We start from the raw sequence: 19801 nt of genomic DNA on the forward strand, positions 1-19801 counted from the left end.
ATCTCTCCCCACCCGGTTGATCATCATGCCCGACGGACTTACAGAGTCGAGAACGGACTGCACTCCGAACGAGTGTTCGTTGGCTATAGGGTGCTCGGAGTAGTCGACGAACGGCGGTGAAATCACGATGGACGAGGATGTTCGTTCTCGCCCTACTCAGGACCGTCTGTTCGCGGGGTCGATATCGACTGGGCCCAGTTCTGGGCCGCGGTGCCATGGCCGACGTCGTGCACGCGGAGGACCAAGTCCTCGGCCGACCGGTGGCAGTGAAGATATTCCGCCACGGCGAACCGGTGGACACAGCCCAACGGATCGACGCAGAGATTCGAACCCTGGCGTCGCTGTCGCACCCAGGCCTGGTCACGTTGTACGACGCAGGAACTGCCGAGGACGCCGCAGGATTGGCCACGCCCTTTCTGGTGATGGAATTGATCGACGGACCGACGCTCAACAGCTTTCGCCGGAACAGATCGATGCCCGCCGTCCATGTTGCGCGGATCGGAAACGAGATGGCGGAAGCGCTCGCGTACATCCACGACCGGGGCGTGGTGCACCGGGACATCAAACCAGCCAACATCCTGATCGCTCACGCCCCGGACTCGGGTGCGGGTCAGTGCGTCAAACTGGCCGATTTCGGTATCGCCCGCATCGTCGACTCCGAGCGACTCACCGAGCACGGCACCACAGTCGGCACCGCGCACTATCTCAGCCCGGAACAGGCGACGGGTACGTCTGCGGGACCGCCGTCCGACATCTACACACTCGGCCTCGTCCTCATCGAGTGCCTCACCGGCACAATGGTATTCGAGGGCAGCGCGGTGGCCGCCGCGGTAGCGCGACTGCACCGTGATCCCGCCGTCCCCGAGAATGTCGGGCCGGAGTGGCATTCGCTGCTGACGGCTATGACGTCTCGGCAGCCGGAGGATCGCCCCGACGCAGCTGCCGTCGCGCACCGCCTGCGCAGGATCGTCGGAAGCACAACCCCACTGCCGCCGACCGCAGTGATACCTGTCGAGCGCACGAACGTAGTTGCGGCTGCTGATCTCGTAGGCACCGCGCACAATCCAGTGCGTCGACGTTGGATCGTTCCGGTGGCGGCCGCGCTCGTCCTCGCGCTCGGAGCGGGAATCATCTGGCTGGCGTCCAGCGCAAGCGACGACCCGGGTCAGGTGCCTGCATCACCGACGACACCGACACCGAACGAGTCGCCGATCGCCGTACCCACGACGCAGGTGCCGCAGCCTTCGCCGACCACCTTGCCGAACCCGACCATCGCCGAGGTGACGCCATCATCGAATCCGGTGCTGATCCAACCTGCAGCACCGGCAGCACCCGCCGCACCGCAGCAGAACGATAATCCCGGCAACGGCAATTCGGGCAGGGGCAACGGCAACTCAGGTCCCGGGAACTCCGGAAACGGCAATTCAGGCCCCGGTAACTCCGGAAACGGCAATTCGGGACCGGGAAACCCTGGTAGAGGAAACTGACCGGGCCCACTACGTGATCGGAGCAGCTATGACCCATTTCGACACGATCGTGGTGGGAGCAGGAATATCCGGTGCCACTGCAGCCCGGATTCTGCACCGTGCAGGTCGGCGAGTTGTCGTCCTCGAGGCTCGCGATCGTGTGGGCGGTCGTGTCTGGACGGTGCGCGGCGACGGCAACGTTCTCGACGTCGGTGCTTCCTGGATTCACGGGATCGACAACAACCCCCTTGCCGACGCCGCACGCGCTTTCGGCATCAAAACAGCCGAGTTCACCGTGGGCAGCTACCAACCGGATGGTCGACCGATCGCGTACTACTCCCCCACCGGTGCCAGGTTGAGCGAGTCCGCGGCCGCGAGGTTCGCCGCCGACGTTCACGACTTCGACGAACGGTTCGCCAGGACCGTTGCCGAGTCCGCTCCCCTTACATCGTTCGGAGGCGCGGTGGAAGCGACTCTTGCGCAATTGAATTGGGACAACGATCGATTGGACCGAGTGCGTGAATTCCTCGGCCACCGAGCCGAGGAACAGCTGGGGGTAGCCCAGGGTGATCTCGACGCACACGGTTTGGACGACGACGCCATCGACGGCGACGAAGTGGTGTTTCCCGACGGCTACGACGAGCTTGCACTCCGTATCACCGAGGGACTGGACGTTCGACTCGAGCACGAGGTCACGCAGGTCCGTTGGGGCGACACGGGAGTGGAAGTGACGACCTCGGAAGGCTCGTTCACGGCTGACAGTGCGGTGGTGACAGTACCGATCGGGGTACTGAAGTCACCGAGTTTCACCGTCGAACCGCCGCTGCCAGAACCTGTTTCGGGTGCTCTCCACCGGCTCGAAATGAACGCCTTCGAGAAAGTCTTCCTCCAGTTTCCGGTGAAATTCTGGGACGAGAACGTCTACGCCATACGGCAGCAGGGCGAAGCCGGGCGCTGGTGGCATTCGTGGTATGACGTGACTCGGCCGAACGGCAGGCCCACTCTTCTGACGTTCGCCGCGGGACCGTGTGCACAGGAGACCCGACACTGGTCGGACGAACGTATCGGCGACTCGATCGTCCACGCGTTGCGTGGCCTCTACGGCGACCGCGTCGTCCCGCCGGACAGTGTGTATGTCACACGGTGGCAGGACGATCCGTTCTCGTATGGTTCGTACTCCTACATGACGGTCGGTTCGCAGACGCGCGATCACGACGATCTCGCCACGCCGATCGGCGGTGTGCTGCATCTTGCGGGTGAGGCCACCTGGACCGACGACCCGGCCACGGTCACCGCTGCCATGAGGTCGGGACATCGCGCTGCAGAACGAATCCTGGGCCGTACCGTTCCGTTCAGCGACATCTGGACGCTGTCGGACACGTGAGATGTCGTGCACCGAGCGGGCAAGACGGGTCGTGTGCACCCTGAAGCCTGCCGTCGGGACGCGAGTTCGGCCGATTTCGCCCACGAAACGTACGTGGGGATTACCATAACGATTTCATCCAGGCGGATGACCCGTTCCAAGTGCTCGCCGCCATCCCCTGGTCGGTGCTGATGCGACGTTGTTGTCCGCCTCGGCGGGTACAGGGGTGGGGAATGGTTTCGGACGTCATCGACTGCAAGGTTGTGTTCGCGCACGACGTCGAGCAGGTATGCGAGGTCTTGAGCGCGGTCGAGTTGTTCCCACGTTACTTCCCCGGTCTCGAGTACTGCTCGCTCCGCGAAACTGCCACCGGGTATCGATGCGGCGTCGGCGGCGTAGAGCACAATCTCGAGCTCGTGGTGAACCGGCGTAATCAACCGATCATCACCATCGAGCACACCGAGTCCGGCGGCTTCATCAGATTTACCCTGACCAGACGCGCGGCCGGCGAGACGAAGATAGATGTCACCGTGTTCAGGGCAGGTCTCGGCGGAGCCTATGCACCCCAGCCCGAAAACAACCGTGCGGTGGTCGAGTGGGTCATGGGTGGTCTTCGCAGACTGGAGAATTCTCTTTCCGGCACAGCTGACTCCGTTGTCTCGAACAGCGGCGACTCCCGATCGCTGCAATTGGCGATCCTGAAGACGATGGTGGGAACAGGCGTCGTGCGTGCCGCACGCCCCGACCGCGCGTACCGGCAACTGAACTCGCTGGCGAAGTGGGGTTTCACGTTGGGAGGAGGATTCGCGGCCGCGACGGCGAAGTCACCCGACGAGATAGCCGTTGTGGACGATCGGGGGACCCGTACGTTCGCGGAGGTTCATCACCGATCTCACCGCATCGCAGCAGGTCTCGATGCATCAGGGATTCGTCCCGGCAGCACGGTCGGAATTCTGGCCCGCAATCACTCCGCCATGATCGAGTGCACTGTCGCGTGCGGGATGCTCGGAGTCGAGGTCGTGCTTCTCAACACCGGCCTCGCGGCGCGTCAGATCGAAGCGATTGCCGCCCGCCACCAGCTCCGAATGCTGTTCGTCGACGACGAATTCGACACGATGGTTCGCTACCTGCCGGAGGACGTCACCCGAGTCAGTCTCTCTTCTCATACCGCCATTCCGCGTCGGCGCACCTTGGAGCATTTCGTCGCACCCCCGTCTGCAACATTCGTACGACCGGATCGCCCAGGGTCGGTCGTCGTGTTGACATCAGGGACCAGCGGATCACCCAAGGGCGCGCTCCGCCCCACCCCGAGGGGCTTCGGAACCATCGCCGCAATGTTGTCTCGGATGCCCCTCAAGACGAACGAGCGGATGCTCATCGCAGCACCCATGTTCCACAGCTGGGGGCTCGCTGCCCTGCAAATCAGCACGTCGTTGCGAGCCACAGTGGTGCTCCAGGATCGATTCGATGCAGAAGACTGCCTGCGTGCAGTCGAGGAGAATCGGTGCACCTCGTTGATTGCCGTACCCATCATGCTGCAACGAATCCTCGATCTGCCCGAGTCGGTGCGATCCCGCTACGACACCTCCAGTCTGCGGGTCGTCGCCTGTAGCGGTTCCGCGCTGACCGGGTCGACAGTCAGCCGCTTCATGAACGTCTTCGGCGATATTCTCTACAACTTCTACGGTTCCACCGAGGTCTCGTGGGCCACGATCGCCACGCCCGACGACCTGCGCGCGTCACCTGGCACCGCAGGACGTCCACCGCTCGGCACGACGATCGCGGTTCTCGATGCCGAAGGCTCTCCTGTGCCGGTGGGAAGCCTCGGTCGCATTTTCGTCGGTAACGACATGCTGTTCGACGGCTACACCAACGCCGAACCTCCGCCCACCGCGTCTGCACGTGGAGCCGCGTTGATGGACACCGGAGATCTCGGGTACATCGACTGCAACGGGCGACTGTTCGTATGTGGCAGGGACGACGAGATGATCATTTCCGGTGGCGAGAACGTATTTCCGGGACCGGTCGAGGATGCAATCGCCAATCTCCCGCAGGTCGGCGAAGTTGCAGTTGTCGGTGTGCCCGACAGTGAGTACGGGCAACGTCTTGCAGCGTTCGTCGTCGGCCGCGGTGCCGCAGGTCTGGACGCAGACATGGTGCGCGCCTACATCCGAAACCGACTGAGTCGCTTCTGTGTTCCCCGAGACATCACGTTCCTCGACGAACTCCCCCGAACCGCAACCGGCAAGGTCATCAAGAGAATGCTGATCGAACCCCCGACCGCCGCTGGAATGTGAACCTGGCCTCGTATCTCGTACGGCACCCCGCACTGCGACGTCCATGAGCGGACAGCTGCGTCGAAATCGAGTGCACACGGGACGGCGGAGTCGGCGCTCGGCAAGGTGCCGGCCGGCGGTGGGCCTTCTGGCTGTACCGGCGCACGAACGTTCGACGATTGTCGACGCGCCAAGACGCTGATCCGTAAGCGGGCGGTACCACTTTTCGTGCTCATCACGAGGTCGACGCACTCGCGTTGCACCGCCTGGTCGAATTCGTCGCCATCGAACACCGGTAGTCGATCGTTTCTCCTCTGCGCTTTGGGTACTATCTCAGTTGTTTGACTATTCAGAATCTGAGACTGTTCGCCGGAGTCAGCAATAACGTGAGTTCTCCGCGCAGCCGATACGGGAGGGACGCGAATCGCCATGCCTCAGCAATCCGAAGAACCTCACGCGGAGAAATCGACTCGAGAACGCCGCGAGCATTCGTCCTTTCTCCAACTGTTCCTCGAAGCGACACGTGACGAAGAACCGCCCGGCGACAACGTATCGACTGGCCTTCTCTGATCGGACCGGCAGCGTTCTCGTCCCTTACAGATCCGCAGTCGATTGACAGCGGCTCGATCATGGTCGACGGTGGGGAGTAAGGACAAACAGGGAGATGCCCGTGGACACTGCATTAGCTCTCGTCGCCGTGGTCGCGGTTCTTCTGTTCTTCTTGGTGTCGGCGCACTTTCTGCGCGCCAGAATGCGTGCCGGACGTTTTCACGGAATCGAAAGCTCTGTCGGCGGTACGGCATTCATGGGAGCGACACGCTCGCCAGGAATTACTCCACCCGATCACGGCGATCCGCGCTCGGACACAGGTGGACGCGAGACGTCGCCGATGCGAGCAACTCCTACGGAACGGACACAGTCGCCAGGCCCGGAGTGATAATGCCGCCGCTCGCGACGATCGTGATTGCAACCTGACCGGGCCCGGTCGCAAGAATGGCTTCTGGCACGAAGCCTTGCACGCCCGCCGAGGTAACGGCCGTACCCACCGCCCCGCTCGACAGGTTCACCCAGTACACCTGGGACGAGATCAGGCATCCCCACCCGCCCTCTTTGCCGCCGGTGACTCTGACCGTGCCGGCCTGCTCTCCGACGACAGCGACACATCGAACAGAGGGAGCATCGAAGCTACCGTTGGGATTTCCGAACGGTGCCGGGTTGATCTGAAACGGTACTGCTGTCGCAGCGGACGCAGTACCCACCGACGCCAAAGCCGATCCGAGAACAATCGATGCGCAAACAACAAGTGTACGAACATGTTTCATGAAATCTGCCTCCGTAGCTCGAGTAAGCAAGCGTGTTCGATACTCCACTCCCTTCGTCGATAGAACAAGGGCCGCGGCCGAATCGAGACCTCGCCGATGTGGGCCTGACATGATCTGACGACATCTACCGGACGAGAGGGCAAAGCATGATCGACAATGAATTCACCGAGGACAGAGGCCCGCGGTTTCTGGACGGACTAGGGGTTCGAAAAGACGTGATGGGCGAAGAATTCGTGGAGCGGGCATTTGCCGATGCTGAGCACACCGACTCTGCCGCGCTGCAAGACTTCGTCACCGACACCGTGTGGGGAGGAGTGTGGACCCGCCCCGGACTCGACCACCGTAGCCGCAGTCTGCTCAATCTCGGAATCCTCATAACGTTGCGCGCACACGAAGAACTCGCAGGCCACGTCCGGGGGGCGCTTCGCAACGGCCTCACCAGAACTGAGGTCACCGAAACCGTCATCCACACTGCGGGATACTGCGGTGCGCCGGCCGCGCGGGCGGCAATGCGCGTTGTGCAGAAAGTGCTCGACGCCGAACTCGGTCCGCTCGTTGCGGAATCGGACTCCACCCGGTAAGTGGCGCATGCGGATTCCGATGTTCAGTTCCCGAGAACCGATTAATGTTCGTCGATCGGGTACACCGGATCCATGCCCGAACTCCCCGAAGTCGAAAACGCTCGACAGGTCGTCGAAAAAGCCCTCGGTCGCGTCATCGTCGATATCGACGACACCGACACGTTCGAGTGCCGTCCGCACATGCCGGGCGACATCGCGCATGCCCTGACCGGCGGCAAACTCACCGAGGCCTGTCGGCGCGGCAAGGCTATGTGGTGCGAAACTGTCACCGCCGACGGATCCAGTGGTCCGACGCTGGGAATCCATCTCGGGATGGGCGGCCGGGTCATCGTCACCGCGCCGGACGGTGAGCAGTCGTCTCGTTACGGTGGCGGTGATCCACACGTGGGCGAGCGCGATACCGACAAGCCCGAGTGGACGCGCTTTGCCATGACGTTCGAAGACGGGGGTCAACTTCGGCTCTTCGACAAGCGACGCCTGGGCCGAGTTCGACTCGAGCCCGATATCGATGCGCTCGGCCCGGATGCCGCGGAGATCACACGCGACGAGTTCAGACACCGAATCGGTTCCAGCGCAGCACCTTTGAAGGCGCGCCTGCTGGACCAGGCGGCAATTGCCGGGGTCGGAAATCTGCTGGCCGACGAAGTGCTGTGGCAGAGCGAGCAATCCCCGTCCCGGCGAGCCAAAACGCTCACTACGGAGGAGCTCGACGAACTTCGCGTTGTTCTGCGTCGCGCAATCAGATCGGCAATCAAGAAGGGTGGCGTTCACACAGGCGAGATCATTCCGTTCCGCAAGGCGGATGCGGCATGCCCTCGGTGTGGTGCTCCCATGACTCGCGGAACGGTGGGCGGACGTACTACCTGGTGGTGCTCGCAAGAACAGGCCTGAGCGGCACATGCAGAAGGCCGGCCCCACGGGGCCGGCCTTCGTGGTCGATCTGTGTGTCAGTGAATCAGGACGTCGCTTCCACGGCGAGGCGAGCGAGGGTGTCGTTGAGCTGATCCTCGGTGACGAGCGGGAACTTGATCTGCTCGAGAAGCTTCTTGTCCGTGACTTTGGACCAGTCGTAGGTGTGGCGCACCAAGGTCTCGTTCGGACCCTGGGACTCCAACTCCCACAACCACTCCCAGCCGGGAGGCTCGTAGCCGGCGGGTGCTGTTTTCCACGCGAGCAGCTTGTCCTTGATGTAACCGCTCACCACGTTGTCGGTCTGGTACTCGCCGCCCATGTGATCGCCCTGCATGTTCATGGTGAACTTCTCACCGACCTTCTGAATCCGGTCGGCGTGGTCGACACTGCGTACGAAGCCTGACCCATCGAGCGCCTGATGCCGCTCGGGATTGGACAGGACGTCGAATACTGCGTCGACAGGTGCCTCGATGGTGCGTTCGACTGTGACCTTGGAATTCTCTGTCATGCCTACTGGGTGCCCACTGTCTCGACTCCTCAACCATCCCGTTCGCACCGCACTCACTCGGACCGAACCGGCTGGACCTCCAACTGGGTGATCGACGGGTCGGTTGTGCGGCATCCTGTCGTGGGATACGCCAGGTACACGACCTTCGCTGTGTTTGGCGAGTACACGTCGAGTCCGGACACCGAACTGGGCTCACACGTGTCGGTCGAGTAGTTCTGCACCACGGTTGCTTTCACCAAGGACTCGGCCGACGCACCGGGGGCCAGCACCACAGGGTTCGCCTCGGATCCCGATCGGACCGCTGCCTGCCCCACTTGCGTGCCGCCCGGGCTGGATACGTAGGAAACCCCGGGATAACCGTCGAGCGTGCATGTTCGGTTGCCGGTGTTCGAGAACTCGATCGGGAGCGCAGTGGAACCGGCAGCGCCTTGGACCGCACCGAGGGATACCGACAGCTCCGCCGCGACGCAGTTCGAGGTGTTCGGCGCAGTGTCGTCGATGGACGGCGTCGACTCGGTTGCGGGCGCATCGGCGCTGCTCGGCGCAGCTTCGGACGTGTCCGGATGGGTCGTCATCGCGGACGTGGATGGTTCTTCTACGGGCGGCGGAGCAGCAGATTGCTGCCCGGCGCACCCAGCGATCACGGCCCCGGATGCAAAATGTAATACAGGCCAGATTTTCCTCGTCGTACTCATCGTAAGCAAGGCTACCGACTTCTATCGACCACGCAAGCATAGGGCTGACGCGACGTCCCCGATGTCGTTCAGTCCATCAACTCCGGGTGCTGCGCGACGATTCGGTCGAACATCGGCTGAAACTGGAACCACCCTGCGTACTCCAGACCCACCTGGTTGTACGTCAGCTTCGCCGTCACGTCGTCCAGCGGTTTAGGTTCACCCGCCGCCATGGCGATGAGCTGCGCCTGGCTGGATCGCTCCATGGTGATGAACCACCACGCCGCGGAGTCCACGGTCCGACCGACCGTGAGCAGACCGTGGTTCGACAGCACAATCGCCTTGCGCTGACCGAGTGCTGCACCGATCTTCCTACCCTCCTCCAACTCCGCAACAACACCCGTGTAGTCGTCGAACACGGCGTGATCATCGTAGAACGCGCAGGCATCCTGAGTCAGAGGGGCAAGCCCCATCCGTAAACTCGAGAGGGCTTTGCCATACAACGAGTGTGCGTGTGCGGCCGCGACAACGTCCGGTCGAGCGGCGTGCACCTGGGAGTGGATAACGAAAGCAGCACGGTTGACCGGACGATTGCCTTCGACGATGTTGCCCTCGTGATCGACCAAGATCAGATCGCTCGCTTTGATCATGCTGAAATGCATACCGAACGGGTTGACCCAGAAATGGTCGGTCTTCTCCGGGTCGCGAGCGGTGATATGCCCCGCCACTCCTTCGTCGAAGCCGCACTGACTGAAGAGCCGGAAAGCGGCCGCAAGTCGTTGCTTTCGGTGCTGTCGTTCGTCGTCGACCGACTCGAACACCGGCGGAGCGGGTACGTCGATTCCTGGGCGGGTCTGTGCCAGTTCGGACATCGTGTTCCTTCGAGTCGCAGGTGTCGTATCCGCGCACTACATCGGGGCCATGGTCGACGCGTAGCGGACGGTCCGCATGACAAACCTCGCAGCGAAATGTCACCGCTCGGTCATGCTTCAGTTCTACACCCGCGGGTCACCGGAGTGGCGGCATTCGCTACGCCTCGTCGCTTTCGGTCATGACGCCCACGCCGACGTCCCGTTCAGCGTGCCGCAACGGGCAAATAAGCTCACCCAGATACTGTCGCGCTGCGCTATCCGTGATTCCGCCTGCGCCACAACCTTTTTGTCTCAGACCCATCGATCATCCACCACGCTGAGCTGTCCGAACGGTGCATTGCACCACCGGCAGCTCGCATCGACGTAGTCGTGTCCGTCTTCACGTTCGCACTCATCCACCGCGCATCCGCTACCACATGACAGCATCTGCCCGCATCTGCACCGTTCGCCGTCACACCCCGGGTGGTGAAGCGCTCTCGGTGGAGTGCCGCAGTCGTGACATTTACTCCTGCCGTTGGGTATTCGACTGGGCCGCCAAGTGCAACCCACCGAATCGAGCATTTCCAGTTCACACGCCATGCAGATCGCCATGCGTGCAGAGTCGCACGGAGCACCGACAGGAAAAGATTCTCGCGCTCGAACCTCAGCGTCTCGAGGCACTCACACCGTCGAGTTCAGGAGACATCATCCAGATCGACCGGTGACAGTCGCGCCACACGCAAGCAAAAAGGCGGCTCCGAATTTCTTCGGAGCCGCCTTTTACCTGCACTCTGTCGGGCTGACAGGAATTGAACCTGCGACCCCTTGACCCCCAGCTAGATCGACCATACTTCGATGGTCCCACCCGGACCCACCGCATAGCCTCTGAGCAGGCCTTCTCATCCATACCGGTTCACGCGAATCCACCCCCAGTTGCACCGAGTAGTGACACGCTCGCGGCACGCTCGAATACCGATTGCTCCAGGTGGATCCACCAAAGTGCTCCGAACACCAGAAGGGTCCAACGCCGCGAGAAGTGACCAAAACATCGCCCCACGACGATCTCGCCCCTAACATCGAGGCCCCTATACACACAGCCGAATTGCCGCTCACGACGGCCTCCGCGAGAACACCGAGGTCCCCGAGTCGCGCGCACGACCCCATTCCGTACGCCACATCGCCTCACGCTCAGTGCAACTCACTGGCACCGACACCGCGGCTGGCTGTACCCAGCGTCCGCACAGGCCGCCATCTGCACGCCAACACGATGGAGGACCGCATCCGGTCCCTCGGAATCAACCTGCTCGGTGCACGCACAACATCGCTACGGACCCTCGTCACGCAGGTTCCACCTCCGACTTCGGCGGAAATGCTCGGCTACAGGTGCTCCGGCTCCGACCGCCACGCCGAGTTGGCAGCGCAGCCATGGTCGCAGTAGCCACCTCGACCATCGCGGGTGTGAACGGGTGCTGCTCGGCGCTGCTGAACGAGTCGAAGTCGTGACTGAACGCGGTCTGACACAGAGTCTGAATGGTCAGCTCGATCATGTCCGGGGACACGTCGACAGGGCCCGAGGACGTCCACACATCCCAGGACCGGGGAGACTCGGGGAATGGCCGGCAAACAACACCTTCCTGCGAACCTCACGTCCGACCAGGTCGTGGCGCTGCAAGATGCGCTGCTCGCGAATGCGGATCGTCTACTGCAAGCAGCTATTGCCTTACTGGACCGTGGCGACGTGTCACTTGCTCGGTCTCTCGCGATCCTCGGCGTGGAGGAGTCGGGCAAGGCAATTGCCCTCCACGAAAGACGTGTGCAGATCGTCCACTCCGCCGAAGGCGAACCTTTCGTGGATCAACGACTGCGGGATCTGTGGGGGTTACACAAGCTCAAGCTCGAACTAGTGCACGACTTCCTGGTGCGCGAAGATTATTGGTTCGGAGCCGAGCCATCGGACCCGGAGAGGAACGCCGAGGTCCTGGGCACCATCGAGGACTGGAAGCGCAACCAGAACCAACTCAAGCAACGTGGGTTCTACGTAGACGTCTCACCGTATGGTGATCCGATCTCGCCGCAGGAAGCTGCCGATGCCGGGGCGGTCCGGGCCGTTGTGGGCCATGTGCATCAGATCGGCTGGCAGCTACGTCTCGGCGAACATATCGAGGGCAAGCGCCAGCGCGATCAGCAAGAGGACGTATATCCCGCCTCCGAAGACGAGATTGAACAGACACGACGACTTATGCGGGACGTCGATCCGAGCATTGTCGAGCAGGTCGTTGAATCAATGAGTGTGGGCGCGAAAGGAGTTGACCTGCGCAACGCCAGCTACGCATTTGTCCTGCCGGCAAACCCCTTCGACAACGTCGGTCGACCCGGATACGAAGCCCAGGACCGTGAACTCTGGGCTCTAGCTCAAGACATCGAAGAATCGTCAGACGCGGATGATGCAAACGATGAGGCCTCACAGCACGAGAATCTAAGCTCACCCGAGACCAAGTGACCGCGACTTCTCGGACCCATGACGGCCTCGGCCACGCTGCGGTGATGATGCGCTAGGTGGACTGCGATGCCAGCGTCATCCTCCACCTGGTGACCGCGCGACGATCGGTGCCCACGGCGGCCAACGACCGGCCCGCGCCGCGGTAACGGTCTCGAAACCGAGGTTGTCAGTTTCAGGAGTCGCGTTCACTGTGTCAGAAGTCGAATGCACTGAGCGCCAGCAATATGAGGCGGGGTCGGCTCGCCCTCCGGCTCGTCGGCGTTAGTGTTGCCTATGGGCATGTCGAAAGTGGTACCTGCGCTGCCGGTACGAGACATCGACACCGCTGCCGAGATATACGTCCGATCGTTCGGCTTCACGACCCGGTACACCGACCCGACTTTCGCGAGGCTCACCCGCGACGACGTCGAGATCCACTTGTGGGCCGCCGACGACGACAGCTGGGATACCCGTTCAGACCACGCGGCATGGCCGGTGTGCAGCGGAGCCGAGACGTTCCTTGCCGGCACCGCCAGCTGCCGCATCGCCGTGGACGAGATCAACGACCTTTACGCCGAGATGTCCCGCGCCGGGGTGCTTCACCCCGCAGACGTAGGCCGTCCCGTCTCGACAGGCTGGGGAACGACGGAGTTCGCAACTGTCGACATCGACGGCAATCTGATCACGTTCCATACCGAGAAGAGGCAACACGAGCCCAACACTCCAGGCGACGGCGTACCCTGACCCCACCCCCCTCGGGGAGCAACGAGCCCGACGTCCCTCGTGCTGCCGCGGACTCGATGGCGGGCCGGACTCGGCCGGTTTGCCTTCGAGCCGACTCGAACCTTTAGTCTGCGGTCATGTCTGCTCTGTTGATCTCGCAACTGTCCTCGGCAACCGGGGTGCCAGCGACAACGCTGCGCTTCTACGAGAGCGAGGGCCTACTTCCGGCGGACCGAGCCCCGAACGGCTACCGTGTCTACGACGAACGAGCACAGCAGCGATTGGCGTTCATCACCGCCGCGAAGAGCCTGAATCTCACTCTGCCGCAGATCAAGTCGATGCTGCGTGTGTGGGAGAACGATTCGTGCGCCGCGGTGAAGTCCGGGCTGCGACCGGCACTGCGTGAACACATCGCCCGAGCAGAGGAGTCGATCGCGCAGCTGACCGTGCTGCGGGACGCGCTGACCGCCGCGCTGGTTCGTCTCGACGAGACCCCCGACGCGTCGACACCGTGCGACCCGCAATGCAGCTGGTTGGCGTCGACTTTGACCGCACCCGTGAGCGCGTCATGACCGAAACAGCTCGAACGTCGGCGGTGCAATGGTGGGACACCCACCAGATCGGCCTGTATCTACTCGCACTCGTCGCCGGCGCAGGGGTGGGGTTGTCCTTCCCCTCCGCAGCACCGACGTTCGAGCACGCCATCAATCCGGTGCTGATCGTTCTGCTCTACGCGACGTTCCTCGCAGTGCCGTTCGCCGCGATCGGCCGGTCCCTACGTGATGCCCGGTTCACCACCGCGGTGGTCGTTCTGAACTTCGCAGCCGTCCCCATCGTGGTGTTCGCACTGACCCGCATCATCGCCGGGAACGAAGCTGTCCTCGTCGGTGTGGTGCTGGTGCTGCTCGCCCCCTGCATCGACTACGTCATCGTCTTCAGCGGACTGGCCGGCGCGGCGTCGGAACGCCTTCTCGCCGGGGCACCGCTGCTGATGTTGCTGCAGATCGCCCTGCTGCCGTTGTGGCTGTGGTTGTTCGTCGGGGCCGAGACTGTCTCGATCATCGACATCGCCCCCTTTGCCGAGGCGTTCGTTCTACTCATCGTGATCCCGCTGGCGCTGGCTGCGGCGACGCAGCTGTGGGCGCGACGTCGACGTCTGGGCGAGCAAATCATCGAGGCGATGGCAGCAGCGATGGTGCCGGTGATGATGGTGACACTCGCGGTCGTCGTCGCCTCCCAGATCGACTCGATCCGCAGCCGTATCGACCAACTCGCCGCTGCTGCAGCCATCTTCGTGGTGTTTCTGATCGTGATGGCGTTCGTCGGTGTCGGTGCCGGGAAGGTGTTCGGTCAGGACGTGCCGGCGACGCGGGCGCTGGTGTTCTCCGGCGCCACCCGTAACTCGCTGGTCGTGCTGCCACTCGCCCTGGCGCTACCACCGGCGTTGAGCCTGGCCGCCGTGGTGGTCGTGACGCAAACCCTCGTGGAGTTGATCGGAATGGTGCTCTACGTCCGCTACGTGCCGCGTCTGGTGCCGGGCGAGACCACCGCCGCGACAGGACAGTCGACGCAGTGAGGGACGTCATCACACGCGCCGAGCGAGCATCGATGTCATGGACAAGGCGTGTGTCGAGCAACGTCCGGTCGACTGCTTCTACGGCGGGGCAATCGGTGTGCGGCGGTTCGTCCTGCTAGACCCCGACTTCGGCGGCAGAACCCACTCATGCTGATTCACCGTGCACAACACCATCACCACACGAGCGGTGATCGTCCTGAAATACAGGCGTGCAGGACACGTTTACCCGCGCGCAGTCAGGCCACGGTCAGATAGATCAATGCAATGTTGAGTGCGACGACGATTCCCGCGATGAGCCATGCCGCGTATGCCGTGATCCGGTGATTGACATCGCCGCCCATCAGGATGCGGTCCGATGTGAACCGCACCAAGGGAATCAACGCGAACGGGATACCGAACGACAGCACGACCTGCGAGACGACCAGTGCCCGACTGGGGTCGACTCCTGCTGCCAGAATTGCCATTGCGGGAACAAGGGTCACCAGTCGTCGCACCAGAATCGGAATGCGCTTACGTAGTAGGCCGTCCATGATCATCGCGCCGGCGTAGGCCCCGACCGATGTCGATGCAAGGCCCGAGGCCAGCAGGCCCACCGCGAACAGCAGCGCTACGACCGGCCCCAGGGTGTCCCCTACCGCTGCGTGGGCTCCTTCGATGGAATCGACGCCCTCGCGGCCCCCCAACGTCGATGCCGCCAACAGCAGCATCGACATGTTCACTGCCCCGGCCAGCAGCATCGCCAACCCGACATCGATCCGGGTGATCCGCAACAACCGCTGACGGACAGGCCCTGCCTCGGGGTGTCCGTGCCGGTCACGAGCAAGGCCGGAGTGCAGGTACACCGCGTGCGGCATGATCGTCGCACCGAGCATCGCGGCGGCGATCAACACGCTTTCCGCGCCGTCGAACCGCGGAATCAGACCGGCCGCGGCCTCGGTGAACGATGGCGGTTCCACGACGACGCTGGCAAGAAATCCGACGGCGATGACACCGAGTAGCCCGAGAATCACGAACTCGAAGGGCCGTTGGCCCCGCCGATCCTGGACCATCAACAAGATCATCGATACGGCCCCGGTGATGAGGCCGCCGATCAGGAGCGGCAGGTCGAAGAGCAGGTAGAGGGCAATTGCACCGCCGACGATTTCGGCGAGGTCGGTCGCCATGGCGACCACCTCCGCTTGCCCCCAATATGCCAGTCGCACAGTCCTGCTCGACTTCTCGCGGACTACTTCGGGCAGTGTCATTCCGGTGACGATGCCGAGTTTGGCGGAGAGGAACTGGACGAGACCGGCCATCACGTTCGCGGCAACGATCACCCAGACCAGCAGGTATCCGAACTGCGCACCGGCACTGACGTTGGAGGCGACGTTGCCGGGGTCGACGTAGGCGATCGCTGCGACGAAAGCCGGGCCGAGCAGAACCAGGCCCGACCGAAACCTCGAGGGCGGCCGAGACGATCGGCGCTGCAGCACAGACATGACCACACCCTCCAGCACCAACAGTATGTCAGGACCCTGAAAATATAGTTCGGCCACCCGAACAATGCAATGCGGCGTGGTGGTTCGGCGACATCTCGATCAGATGGGCAGGACCACTGCACTGACGAATTCGTTGCGGATCCAGGCGATGAACAACCCCCACACTCCGGTCAGCAGCGCGATGCCGACGGCGATCATGATGACACCGCCGGCGACCTTGATCTTCTGTGAGTTCCTTCGAAGCCACCCCACCCCGCGCATCGCCGAACTCGAGCCGAACGCGAGGACGACGAACGGTAGGCCGAGTCCCATGCAGTACGCGACGATGAGAGTGACCCCGCGGGCTGCGGTTGCACCTTCGGTTCCTGCTGCAACAGACAGAACGCCGGCGAGGGTGGGGCCCAGACACGGTGTCCAGCCGAGCGCGAACACACCGCCGAGCAGCGGCGCTCCAGCGAGGGACGAGATCTGCTGAGGTGCGAATCGGGTGTCGCGTTGCAGAACGGGTATCAATCCGATGAACGCTGCACCCATGATGATCGTGATGACGCCGCCGACTCGTTGAAGTACTTGCTCGTTGATGCGCAAGGTGCCGATGACTCCGAAGATCGAGGCTGTGGCGAGGACGAAGACGATCGTGAATCCGGCGACGAACAACGACGCTGCGCCGGCGACACGCCAGCGATTCGCCAGCTCCGGCGACGACGTGTCGGTGGTCGAGGTGCGGGGCGATCGGGTCTCGGCTGATTGGGCGTCGGCACCGGCGATTCCTGCCAGGTAGGACAGGTATCCCGGCACCAGCGGCACCACACACGGGGAGGCGAACGAGACCAACCCGGCGAGCATGCATGCCGCGACCGCGAGCAGCAGGGGCCCGCTCGATGCCGCGTTCTGGAAGGCCGAGCCGATGTCTTGGGCGAGAAGAGTCGTCATTCCGCGGCTATCCGTTCGACGACGGGAAGGAGGTCGTCGGTGAGCAGGGCGCGCATGAAGACCGCGGCCACGCGGTGCTGACGATCGAGTACCAGCGTCGAGGGGATCACGCTGGTCGGGTAGTTTCCGCCGAGGGCGACCAGTGTCCGCATCGAGGGGTCGTAGATCGAGGGGTAGGAGACGTCGTTGTCGACGACGAAGTCCTGCGCTTTGTCCTTCTGTGGATCTCTGACGTTGAGACCGAGGAACTGCACGCCACGCTCGCGGGTGGTCTCGTAGACCTCTTCAAGGTCGTCGGCTTCGCCGCGGCAGGGGCCACACCACTGGCCCCAGAGATTGATCACGACGACCTTGCCGTCGTAGTCCGACAGAGCGGTCGTCTTGCCTTCCTCCATCAGATCGGGGCCGGCGAGTTCGCCTATGGTTCCGCGTGTTTCGGGGGGATCGTAGACGATGTCGGTTCGACCGCCGGGGGCGACGAAGTCGAAGCTGCCTCCCGGGGGCGCAGCCTGTGCGCCGTCGGAGCATCCGGAGATCAGTAGTACGAGGGCAAGAATCGATCCCATTGCCGCGGTGGCCGTGCTGCCCTGACGGCGCGCACCGACCCACGCAGGGAAAAAACGTGTCATGAGGTGAAATCCTTTACTGCAGTGCGGATCTGGTCTGTCGTCTCGAACACTGTCGGGTCGGTGATGCGCTCGATCGTTCCGTCCGGGTGGAGGAGAAAGCTCAAGGGAAGGACCGGCGGTGCCGAGAGCGCGTCCAGGACGCTGCCGCCGTCGATGTAGTTCGGATAGCGGACGCCCAGTTGCGTGAGCAGCGCGGCCGCGGCCGCGGGCCGGTCCTCGACGTCGATTCCGATAACTGGGATCGCGTCGGGTTCTGCGGCGTAGGCATCGAGTACCGGCATCTCGGTCCGGCACGGGCCGCACCAGGATGCCCACAGGTTGATCAACGTCACCTCACTGCCGAGAACGTCGGCGAGATCGACATCGTCGGCGCTGCCGATGCAGCGCGCTATCACTCCCGCCAGCGGACCGCCTTCGCGCGGTACCGGCGGCGGACACAGCGGTAGCGCTGCTGCTCGTGCCGCGTCATCCGGCGGGCGGGACAGTGTGGGTTCGGGTCCGACCGGCGCGACATTGTTGGCGATGGCCTCGGACGGGCCGCCCTCGACGCCACCGGAGCGGGGCCACAGTGCGACGATCGATGCAACGACAACGACGAGCATGACGATCGACCAGCCGCGCGTCATCGCCGTGACCTTCTTTCTCGAGAGAGCGGCAGAGGGGCGAACGGTACGTCGCGGATCATAGGAGCGTGGACCAGTACGACCAGAAACGCTGCGCGATCAGGGCGATGAGGACGAGAAACCACACGGTCAGCGGAATCGAGTGATTGCGAATCAGCGAGTCAAGCCGTAGCCGAAACCATTGCCCAAGAGCGGATTTCGACCTGGCGCGGTCGAGGTTGCGCAGCGTGACGTACCAGAAGACCGGTACGGTGACCGCCCACACCGCCATGCAGTACGGGCACAGGGCGCCGATCTCGTACAGGCTCTGCGCGATCAGCCAGTGCACGAAGACTGCGGCAGCAGTGACACCGACCTGCACTGCGCCCCAGAACCACTGCGCGAACATCGCACCGGCGAGAAGGGCGGCACCCACTGCCGCCACGACGGCGAAGCCTGCGATCCCGAGAAGGGAATTGGGAAATCCGAACGCAGACGCCTGCGGGGTGTCCATCACCGATCCGCAGTTGAGCACCGGGTTGATGCTGCAGGTCGGGGCGTAGGCGGGATCGAGCGCCAGAGCGAACTTTTCTACCGTGAGCACGAACGCGGCAGTCAGGCCGATCAGGCCGCCCACCAACAGCAGCCAGGGCAGGCTCCGGCCGAACGAACCACCGGGTCGGGTCTCGGCCGCTGGAAGGTCAGCCGAGTGCAGCGTCGAGGGCATCGGCGAGGTCTCCGTAGGTGGTGGGTTCGATCTTGGTGCCGTTGAGGAAGAACGTCGGGGTGCCCTGCACGCCGAGCGCGATCCCGTCCGCGACGTCGGCCTCGATGCGCGCGAGCGTCGCAGGGTCGGTGTAGGCGGCATCGAAGGCGCTCATGTCGAGCCCTTGCTCGACGGCGAAGCTGCGGAACAACTCGTCCTGCGGAACCTGCTGTTCGCCCCACTGCGCCTGCGTTTCGTACATGCGCTGATACATGGCCTCGAATCCGCCCTGCTGGGCCGCGGCCTCGACTGCGCGTGCGGCTCGTTCGGCATTGAAGTGGGAGGCGATCGGAAAGTAGCGGGCCACGAAGCTCACCCGGTCGCCGTACTCTTCACGCAATTGCTCGATCGCCGGGTAGGCCGATCGGCAGGCCTCGCACTCGAAGTCGAGGAACTCCACGAACGTGACCCGGCCGTCGGGCACCGAGTTCAACCGATGACTGTTCTCGCGCACCGCAATCGAGGCAGGGTCGGTCGCGGCCTGCTCGGCGGCGGCAGCATCCGGAGACCCCGATCGATCCACCACCAGAAATACAGCCAACGCGGCGGCGAACACGATCACCAGGGACAAGGAAATCTTCAACGCTCGGCTCATACAACTACCTTCTCGATTCGTTCGGACTGATCAATGGGCCCGATATGGGCGTTTCGACTCGCTATGA

The 19801-nt window shown here is 63.2% G+C and carries 19 protein-coding genes; 9 read left to right on the forward strand and 10 right to left on the reverse strand.

What is annotated here, in order from left to right; translation table 11 throughout:
• The first annotated feature begins 137 nt into the window (after positions 1 to 137).
• The 3 genes from ASG84_RS23650 (at position 138) to ASG84_RS23660 (ending at position 5126) form a co-directional block, all read left to right on the forward strand.
• A complete protein-coding gene (locus ASG84_RS23650) occupies positions 138 to 1487 on the forward strand; it encodes a serine/threonine-protein kinase (protein ID WP_235581813.1) in 1350 nt (449 codons plus the stop codon).
• A gap of 28 nt (positions 1488 to 1515) precedes the next feature.
• On the forward strand, positions 1516 to 2850 hold the full coding sequence (locus ASG84_RS23655; protein WP_057479422.1) for a flavin monoamine oxidase family protein: 1335 nt from the start codon (positions 1516 to 1518) through the stop codon (positions 2848 to 2850).
• 212 nt (positions 2851 to 3062) lie between these two features.
• A complete protein-coding gene (locus tag ASG84_RS23660; RefSeq protein WP_057479423.1) occupies positions 3063 to 5126 on the forward strand; it encodes an AMP-binding protein in 2064 nt (687 codons plus the stop codon).
• A gap of 881 nt (positions 5127 to 6007) precedes the next feature.
• On the opposite strand, the gene ASG84_RS23665 is transcribed toward ASG84_RS23660, so the two are convergent.
• Entirely contained in the window at positions 6008 to 6427 is a 420-nt protein-coding gene (locus tag ASG84_RS23665; RefSeq protein WP_057479424.1) for a hypothetical protein, read from the reverse strand.
• A gap of 146 nt (positions 6428 to 6573) precedes the next feature.
• Between ASG84_RS23665 and ASG84_RS23670 the strand changes: the two genes are divergently transcribed.
• Entirely contained in the window at positions 6574 to 7008 is a 435-nt protein-coding gene (locus tag ASG84_RS23670; protein ID WP_057479425.1) for a carboxymuconolactone decarboxylase family protein, read from the forward strand.
• Positions 7009 to 7080: 72 nt separating this feature from the next.
• Positions 7081 to 7899: an Fpg/Nei family DNA glycosylase gene (locus tag ASG84_RS23675; protein WP_057479426.1), complete on the forward strand. Its 819-nt coding sequence runs from the start codon at positions 7081 to 7083 to the stop codon at positions 7897 to 7899.
• Positions 7900 to 7963: 64 nt separating this feature from the next.
• Here ASG84_RS23675 and ASG84_RS23680 read toward each other — a convergent pair whose 3' ends face one another.
• The 3 genes from ASG84_RS23680 to ASG84_RS23690 all read right to left on the reverse strand — a co-directional run bounded on the left by ASG84_RS23680 (position 7964) and on the right by ASG84_RS23690 (position 9974).
• Entirely contained in the window at positions 7964 to 8428 is a 465-nt protein-coding gene (locus ASG84_RS23680) for an SRPBCC family protein (protein ID WP_057479427.1), read from the reverse strand.
• Positions 8429 to 8481: 53 nt separating this feature from the next.
• Positions 8482 to 9003 (reverse strand): DUF4232 domain-containing protein, encoded by a 522-nt coding sequence (locus ASG84_RS23685; RefSeq protein ID WP_162248369.1) that lies wholly within the window; start codon positions 9001 to 9003, stop codon positions 8482 to 8484.
• 188 nt (positions 9004 to 9191) lie between these two features.
• Positions 9192 to 9974 carry a class II aldolase/adducin family protein gene (locus ASG84_RS23690; protein ID WP_057479429.1) on the reverse strand — a complete coding sequence of 261 codons (783 nt, stop codon included), beginning with the start codon at positions 9972 to 9974 and terminating at the stop codon, positions 9192 to 9194.
• 1591 nt (positions 9975 to 11565) lie between these two features.
• Between ASG84_RS23690 and ASG84_RS23700 the strand changes: the two genes are divergently transcribed.
• The 4 genes from ASG84_RS23700 (at position 11566) to ASG84_RS23715 (ending at position 14731) form a co-directional block, all read left to right on the forward strand.
• Positions 11566 to 12453 carry an AbiV family abortive infection protein gene (locus ASG84_RS23700; protein ID WP_057479431.1) on the forward strand — a complete coding sequence of 296 codons (888 nt, stop codon included), beginning with the start codon at positions 11566 to 11568 and terminating at the stop codon, positions 12451 to 12453.
• 279 nt (positions 12454 to 12732) lie between these two features.
• Positions 12733 to 13176, forward strand: a complete 444-nt coding sequence (locus ASG84_RS23705; protein ID WP_235581814.1) for a bleomycin resistance protein — start codon at positions 12733 to 12735, stop codon at positions 13174 to 13176.
• A 116-nt stretch (positions 13177 to 13292) separates the two neighbouring features.
• Positions 13293 to 13727 (forward strand): MerR family transcriptional regulator, encoded by a 435-nt coding sequence (locus ASG84_RS23710; protein WP_051364851.1) that lies wholly within the window; start codon positions 13293 to 13295, stop codon positions 13725 to 13727.
• Positions 13724 to 14731: an arsenic resistance protein gene (locus ASG84_RS23715; protein ID WP_057479433.1), complete on the forward strand. Its 1008-nt coding sequence runs from the start codon at positions 13724 to 13726 to the stop codon at positions 14729 to 14731. Before ASG84_RS23710 ends, ASG84_RS23715 begins: the two co-directional genes overlap by 4 nt.
• 236 nt (positions 14732 to 14967) lie before the next feature.
• Here the strand turns inward: ASG84_RS23715 and ASG84_RS23720 are convergent, their stop codons facing one another.
• From ASG84_RS23720 to ASG84_RS23745, 6 genes are all read right to left on the reverse strand, one after another.
• Complete coding sequence (locus tag ASG84_RS23720) at positions 14968 to 16209, reverse strand: Nramp family divalent metal transporter (RefSeq protein WP_057479543.1); 1242 nt, start codon at positions 16207 to 16209, stop codon at positions 14968 to 14970.
• Positions 16210 to 16308: 99 nt separating this feature from the next.
• Complete coding sequence (locus ASG84_RS23725; protein WP_057479434.1) at positions 16309 to 17142, reverse strand: cytochrome c biogenesis CcdA family protein; 834 nt, start codon at positions 17140 to 17142, stop codon at positions 16309 to 16311.
• Positions 17139 to 17708: a TlpA disulfide reductase family protein gene (locus ASG84_RS23730; RefSeq protein WP_027494230.1), complete on the reverse strand. Its 570-nt coding sequence runs from the start codon at positions 17706 to 17708 to the stop codon at positions 17139 to 17141. The genes ASG84_RS23725 and ASG84_RS23730 overlap by 4 nt, the downstream gene beginning before the upstream one ends.
• Before the next feature lie 59 nt (positions 17709 to 17767).
• Positions 17768 to 18397 (reverse strand): TlpA family protein disulfide reductase, encoded by a 630-nt coding sequence (locus ASG84_RS23735; protein WP_057479435.1) that lies wholly within the window; start codon positions 18395 to 18397, stop codon positions 17768 to 17770.
• Between the two features lie 55 nt (positions 18398 to 18452).
• A complete protein-coding gene (locus tag ASG84_RS23740; RefSeq protein WP_057479436.1) occupies positions 18453 to 19100 on the reverse strand; it encodes a vitamin K epoxide reductase family protein in 648 nt (215 codons plus the stop codon).
• Positions 19075 to 19734 (reverse strand): DsbA family protein, encoded by a 660-nt coding sequence (locus tag ASG84_RS23745; RefSeq protein ID WP_032370897.1) that lies wholly within the window; start codon positions 19732 to 19734, stop codon positions 19075 to 19077. The genes ASG84_RS23740 and ASG84_RS23745 overlap by 26 nt, the downstream gene beginning before the upstream one ends.
• Between the last annotated feature and the right edge of the window lie 67 nt (positions 19735 to 19801).

Source organism: Rhodococcus sp. Leaf278 (assembly GCF_001426085.1).
Taxonomy (GTDB): Bacteria; Actinomycetota; Actinomycetes; order Mycobacteriales; family Mycobacteriaceae; genus Rhodococcoides.

Bases quoted from the DNA above. Each gene is read 5' to 3' on its own strand.
- ASG84_RS23650 (WP_235581813.1), top strand. From the start codon at position 138: ATGTTCGTTCTCGCCCTACTCAGGACCGTCTGTTCGCGGGGTCGATAT.
- ASG84_RS23655 (WP_057479422.1), top strand. From the start codon at position 1,516: ATGACCCATTTCGACACGATCGTGGTGGGAGCAGGAATATCCGGTGCC.
- ASG84_RS23660 (WP_057479423.1), top strand. From the start codon at position 3,063: ATGGTTTCGGACGTCATCGACTGCAAGGTTGTGTTCGCGCACGACGTC.
- ASG84_RS23665 (WP_057479424.1), bottom strand. From the start codon at position 6,427: ATGAAACATGTTCGTACACTTGTTGTTTGCGCATCGATTGTTCTCGGA.
- ASG84_RS23670 (WP_057479425.1), top strand. From the start codon at position 6,574: ATGATCGACAATGAATTCACCGAGGACAGAGGCCCGCGGTTTCTGGAC.
- ASG84_RS23675 (WP_057479426.1), top strand. From the start codon at position 7,081: ATGCCCGAACTCCCCGAAGTCGAAAACGCTCGACAGGTCGTCGAAAAA.
- ASG84_RS23680 (WP_057479427.1), bottom strand. From the start codon at position 8,428: ATGACAGAGAATTCCAAGGTCACAGTCGAACGCACCATCGAGGCACCT.
- ASG84_RS23685 (WP_162248369.1), bottom strand. From the start codon at position 9,003: ATGACGACCCATCCGGACACGTCCGAAGCTGCGCCGAGCAGCGCCGAT.
- ASG84_RS23690 (WP_057479429.1), bottom strand. From the start codon at position 9,974: ATGTCCGAACTGGCACAGACCCGCCCAGGAATCGACGTACCCGCTCCG.
- ASG84_RS23700 (WP_057479431.1), top strand. From the start codon at position 11,566: ATGGCCGGCAAACAACACCTTCCTGCGAACCTCACGTCCGACCAGGTC.
- ASG84_RS23705 (WP_235581814.1), top strand. From the start codon at position 12,733: ATGTCGAAAGTGGTACCTGCGCTGCCGGTACGAGACATCGACACCGCT.
- ASG84_RS23710 (WP_051364851.1), top strand. From the start codon at position 13,293: ATGTCTGCTCTGTTGATCTCGCAACTGTCCTCGGCAACCGGGGTGCCA.
- ASG84_RS23715 (WP_057479433.1), top strand. From the start codon at position 13,724: ATGACCGAAACAGCTCGAACGTCGGCGGTGCAATGGTGGGACACCCAC.
- ASG84_RS23720 (WP_057479543.1), bottom strand. From the start codon at position 16,209: ATGTCTGTGCTGCAGCGCCGATCGTCTCGGCCGCCCTCGAGGTTTCGG.
- ASG84_RS23725 (WP_057479434.1), bottom strand. From the start codon at position 17,142: ATGACGACTCTTCTCGCCCAAGACATCGGCTCGGCCTTCCAGAACGCG.
- ASG84_RS23730 (WP_027494230.1), bottom strand. From the start codon at position 17,708: ATGGGATCGATTCTTGCCCTCGTACTACTGATCTCCGGATGCTCCGAC.
- ASG84_RS23735 (WP_057479435.1), bottom strand. From the start codon at position 18,397: ATGACGCGCGGCTGGTCGATCGTCATGCTCGTCGTTGTCGTTGCATCG.
- ASG84_RS23740 (WP_057479436.1), bottom strand. From the start codon at position 19,100: ATGCCCTCGACGCTGCACTCGGCTGACCTTCCAGCGGCCGAGACCCGA.
- ASG84_RS23745 (WP_032370897.1), bottom strand. From the start codon at position 19,734: ATGAGCCGAGCGTTGAAGATTTCCTTGTCCCTGGTGATCGTGTTCGCC.